Genomic DNA, 5,265 nt, shown 5'->3' on the forward strand with positions numbered 1-5,265 from the left:
TAGCGGCGGTATCGAAGCTCACGTGATGACTGTCGACTTCAACCCGTCCTTGGCTTATCAGCTGGACGACAAGTGGAGTATCGGTGGCGGGGTGTCGGCGCAATATACCAAGGCCAATTTGAAGAAGGGTCCGATACCGGGCGTGAGTGCAGAGATTGAAGCCGATAGCTGGGATTATGGTTACAACCTTGGTCTGATGTATCAGTTTGATGCCTATAGCCGTGTCGGCCTGTCTTATCGTTCCAAGATTCAGCATGAAACAGAGGGCGACTTTACGCTGGAAATTCCTCTTGCCGGTGTGAACGAGGTTACGACGGGTACGACCAATGTGACCACGCCGGAATCCATCCTGTTGTCCGGCTACCATCGTATCGACCCCAAGCTGGCACTGACCGGCAGCCTGCGCTGGAGTAACTGGAGCCGTTTTGATGTCCTCGATATCAAGAGTAATGGTACGACGGCTTCGACAATTAATAACAACTGGAAAGCCAGCTGGTTTGCATCGCTTGGTGCCGATTACAACTACAGCGACAAGCTGACCCTGCGCGGTGGCGTGGCGTATGAAACCAGCCCGGTGCCCAGTGCCGAGATGCGTAATCCGCTGATTCCCGATACCGACCGCGTGTGGCTGAGCCTGGGTGGCAGCTACAAGGTCGACAAGAACATGACGCTGGATGCTGGTTATACCTATCTGATGGGTGTGGGTGATCGGGATATCAATGCGTCCGATTTCAAGGGTAGCTACAGCTCCATCACCGGCCACTTGATCGGTGTCGGCATGCAATATCGTTTCTAATTAAAGCTGCTACGATAAAACAGTCGCCTACTGTTTCGACAGGGGCGATTTTTTATGTGCCCATTTATGTAGCTTGCTGCAGTTTTTCATAAAAGAGAAACTGCGCAATCTTGTTCAATAGAGTGTGCCATCCATGTGCGTATTGGCTGAGCCTAGTGTGCAGACAGGATGGCCGGTTCGTTGCTGGAGTCTTATTGTTTTGATCAAAATACCTTGCCGGGGCGTGTCTGCCCTGAAGTTCATGCCTCTATTATTGCTCGCTGCACCTCTGGTGCATGCTGCAGGTTTTCGCTTGACCGAGCAAAGCATAGTCGGGCTGGGGCGCGCCCATGCCGGCGCAGGCGTGGCCGGCGATGATTTGTCGGCCGTGTTCTATAACCCGGCCGGGATGAGTTTGCTAAACGGTACGCAACTGCAGCTCGGTGCGACCTATGCCGAGCTGGATGCACCCTTCGAAGGCGTCAATACCACGACGTGGCCCGATTCTCTGGGCGGGCCGCAAACCTCACAAGGCAAGGATAATGGCCGGGCGCCCGGCGAGTTTATCCCCAATCTATTTATGATCAAGCGTCTGAATGAGCGCATGGTCGCCGGCTTGGGGGTGACGGTGCCTTTTGGGATGGGCGCGCGTTATAGCGATGACTGGGTCGGGCGTGATCACGGTATTTCCAGTGCGATCAAGACGGTTGATTTCAATCCGTCGCTTGCTTATCGGCTGGATGCACATTGGAGTGTAGGGGGCGGAGTCTCGGCACAATACGCGACAGCCAAGCTCAAGCAGGGTGGTTTTGATCCTGCGCTCAGTCAGGCATACGGGCAGCTTGAGGCCGATAGCTGGGCTTATGGCTACAATATGGGCGTGATGTATGAGGCGGATGCCGATAGCCGTATCGGTCTGTCTTTTCGCTCCAAAGTCAGCCATACCGCCAAGGGTGATTATACCAATGCCGGTTTTTCGGGTATTTTGGCCCTTCTTAATGGTGTCAGCCCTGGTCAGGCCAAGGTCGTTACGCCGGAAATGGTTTTGTTGTCGGCGTATTCGCGGCTGTCGCCAAGCTGGGCACTATCATCCAGCGTGCGCTGGAGTAACTGGAGCCGCTTCGATACCCTGTACGTGCAAGGCAGCCCGACCGGTGTGACGGCCATCCCGAATAATTGGCAAGACAGCTGGTTTGCTTCGCTGGGCGCCGATCACTTTTATAACGAGCAACTGACTTTGCGTGGCGGTTTGGCGTATGAAACCAGCCCGGTGCCAAATGCTGAGAGTCGCAATGCATTGATACCGGACGCGGATCGTGTGTGGCTGAGTCTGGGTGCCAGCTACCGTTACAGCAAGGCGCTGACGCTGGATGCGGGCTACACCTATCTGATCGGTGTGGGTGACAAGAAAATCAATCACTTAACGACCAGCCCCAAACCACTGGAAACGCCAAGCCGGCTAGTGGGGGAGTACGGCAGCTTGACCGGCCATTTGCTGGGTTTGCAGTTGCAGTACCGCTTCTAAACGTTTGTTCTGTCAGCAAAAGGGCACCTATCCGGTGCCCTTTTGTTTTGTAGTCGGCGATCAAAAGCTGGCGATGTCTTTTTCCTTGTCACTGAGCAGGCTGGTCGGGCCGGCAATCAGCGCGTCTGCGGCATGAGCGACTCTGGGGTTTTTGTCCGGATAGTCGAGTTTATTCAGGAAGTAGCGGATGCAGTTGAGTCGGGCGCGTTTTTTGTCGTCGGACTTGATTACGGTCCAAGGCGCATCTGCGGTGTCGGTATGAAAAAACATCGCCTTTTTGGCTGCAGTATATTCATCCCACTTGTCCAGAGACTGGATGTCGATGGGCGACAGTTTCCAGTGTTTAAGCGGGTCGTCGCGCCGCGAGATAAAGCGTCGCAACTGTTCTTCTCGGCTGACCGAGAACCAGAATTTGAACAGGCTGATGCCGCTATTGACCAGCATGCGTTCGATTTGCGGGGTCTGGCGCATGAATTCCAGGTATTCGGTCGGGTTGCAAAAGCCCATCACCCGCTCGACGCCGGCGCGGTTATACCAGGAGCGGTCAAAAAACACGATCTCGCCCGCCGTTGGCAGGTTTTGTACATAACGCTGGAAATACCACTGGCCGCGTTCGACTTCAGTCGGTTTTTCCAGTGCCACCACACGCGCGCCGCGTGGGTTCAGGTGTTCCATATAGCGCTTGATGGTGCCGCCTTTGCCGGCCGCATCGCGTCCTTCAAATAGCACGACGATTTTTTGACCGGTTTCCCGTACCCAGTTCTGTACTTTCAATAGCTCGATTTGCAGTTCGGCTTTCTGGCGATCGTACTCGGTACGGCGCATGCGTGCACGGTAGGGATAGTCCAGTGGCAGCGGGGCGGTGGTGCTGTCTTCGCTGGAGCCGGGCGGTGCTTCGGCGACCAGTGTCGCCACCGGTGCGTGACTGCTGGCCGCGATATCCTTAAGCGATTGATCGTGCGCTTTTTGCACTGCACTATTTTTTGTTTGGGCTGGCGCGCGTGGCTTGCGTGCCCTGCTGGCCGGCGTGGGGGCGTTGCCTGCGGCGTCAGCAGTATGAGTACTGGATTCAACAGGAGAGTCGGCTTTGTCTGACTTCATGGTGGTTACTCCTTATTGGGCATGACTTTGCACTGGATAGTAGCATGTCATTTGCCGGTTTTTGCGCTTGTCTGGCGTTGTCGTTTTCAGGGCTCGGAAAGAAGCGCCTGATCGGGTACAATTCCAAGATTCGACGTTTGCAACAGACATTCAAAATGAGCACGGAACACAGCGCACCAGTTGTCAGTAACTTCATTCGTTCCACCATCGATGCGGATCTGGCGTCGGGCAAGCACGCGTCCATCGTGACCCGCTTCCCGCCCGAGCCCAATGGCTATCTGCATATCGGTCACGCCAAGTCCATCTGCCTTAATTTCGGTCTGGCCGAGGACTATCAGGGGGTCTGCCATCTGCGTATGGATGACACCAATCCGGAGAAAGAGTCGGACGAATATGTGCAGGCGATCAAGGAAGGTGTCGAGTGGCTGGGCTTCAAGTGGGACGGTCATGTGCGCTTTGCTTCCGACTATTTCGATGCGCTGTATGGCTACGCGCTGGAGCTGATTGCCGCCGGCAAGGCCTTTGTCGATGACTTGTCGGCCGAGGAGATGCGTGCCTATCGCGGCAGCCTGACCGAGCCTGGCCGCGAGAGCCCGTACCGTAGCCGTTCGGTCGAGGAAAACCTCGACCTGTTTACCCGCATGAAGGCCGGCGAATTTGCCGATGGCAGCAAGACGCTGCGTCTGAAGATCGATATGAGCTCGGGTAACGTCAATCTGCGTGATCCGGTGATCTACCGCATCCGTCGTGCCCACCACCACCGTACCGGCGACACGTGGTGCATCTACCCGATGTATGACTACACCCACTGCATCTCGGATGCGCTGGAAGGTATTACCCATAGCTTGTGTACGCTGGAATTCGAAGACCACCGTCCGCTGTACGACTGGGTGCTGGACAATATCTCCATCGCCTGCCACCCGCGCCAGTACGAGTTTTCGCGTCTGGAACTGATGTATGCGCTGACGTCCAAGCGCAAGCTGAACCAGTTGGTGATCGACGGTGTTGTCTCCGGCTGGGACGACCCGCGCATGCCGACCATCGCCGGCATGCGTCGCCGCGGCATGAGCCCGGAGGGCATCCGCCTGTTTGCGCAGCGTATTGGCGTGTCGCGCAGTGAAAACGTGGTCGATATGAGCATCCTCGAAGGCGCGGTGCGCGATACGCTGGAAGGCGAATCGCCACGCGTGATGGCGGTGGTGAATCCGCTCAAGGTCACGCTGACCAACTTCGACGCCGCGCTTGCCGGCAGTCGCAGTGCACCTTTCCATCCCAAGCACCCCGAACTTGGCGAGCGTGATGTGCCGCTGTCGCACGAAATCTGGATCGAGCGTGACGACTTTGCCGCCGTGCCGCCGCCAAAATGGCAGCGCCTGATCGAGGGCGGTGAAGTGCGCCTGCGTTACAGTTATGTGGTCAAGTGTGACGAAGTCGTGACCGATGCGTCCGGCGAGATCACCGAACTGCGTTGCAGCATCGATTACGATACGCTGGGTAAAAATCCGGAGGGGCGCAAGGTCAAGGGCGTGATTCACTGGGTATCGGCCGAACATGCGCTGGAAGCCGAAGTGCGCTGGTATGACCGCCTGTTCACTGAAGCACGCCCCGATGCGGTGCGTGGCGAAGATGGCGAATATGTCGACTTCCGTCACTTCCTGAGTGAAAACTCGCTGAAGACGATTACCGCCTATGTCGAGCCGGCCGTGAAAGACGCCGCGCCTGAAACGCGTTACCACTTCGAGCGCGTGGGCTACTTTGTGACCGACCGCCTCGATCATGTGGCAGGCGCCAAGCCGGTGTTCAACCGCACCGTGGGCCTGAAAGACACCTGGGCCAAATAAGTAGTCCTACCGGTCGCCGCCAT

Annotated in this window: 4 protein-coding genes; 3 read left to right on the plus strand and 1 reads right to left on the minus strand. The window is 56.6% G+C overall.

Annotation, left to right across the window (positions count from 1 at the left end):
- On the plus strand, positions 1-796 hold a 796-nt coding region (locus ACRC1E_RS01565; RefSeq protein WP_438513351.1), incomplete at its 5' end, for an OmpP1/FadL family transporter.
- A gap of 241 nt (positions 797-1,037) precedes the next feature.
- A complete protein-coding gene (locus ACRC1E_RS01570; protein WP_438513352.1) occupies positions 1,038-2,300 on the plus strand; it encodes an OmpP1/FadL family transporter in 1,263 nt (420 codons plus the stop codon).
- A gap of 60 nt (positions 2,301-2,360) precedes the next feature.
- Here ACRC1E_RS01570 and ppk2 read toward each other — a convergent pair whose 3' ends face one another.
- Positions 2,361-3,401 (minus strand): polyphosphate kinase 2, encoded by a 1,041-nt coding sequence (ppk2, locus tag ACRC1E_RS01575; RefSeq protein ID WP_438513353.1) that lies wholly within the window; start codon positions 3,399-3,401, stop codon positions 2,361-2,363.
- Between the two features lie 155 nt (positions 3,402-3,556).
- Here ppk2 and ACRC1E_RS01580 point away from each other — a divergent pair, with 155 nt between their 5' ends.
- Positions 3,557-5,242 carry a glutamine--tRNA ligase/YqeY domain fusion protein gene (locus tag ACRC1E_RS01580; protein ID WP_438513354.1) on the plus strand — a complete coding sequence of 562 codons (1,686 nt, stop codon included), beginning with the start codon at positions 3,557-3,559 and terminating at the stop codon, positions 5,240-5,242.
- The last annotated feature ends 23 nt before the right edge of the window (positions 5,243-5,265 follow it).

The sequence above is a fragment of the Craterilacuibacter sp. genome, from assembly GCF_051659485.1.
In the GTDB taxonomy this organism is placed as follows: domain Bacteria; phylum Pseudomonadota; class Gammaproteobacteria; order Burkholderiales; family Chromobacteriaceae; genus Craterilacuibacter.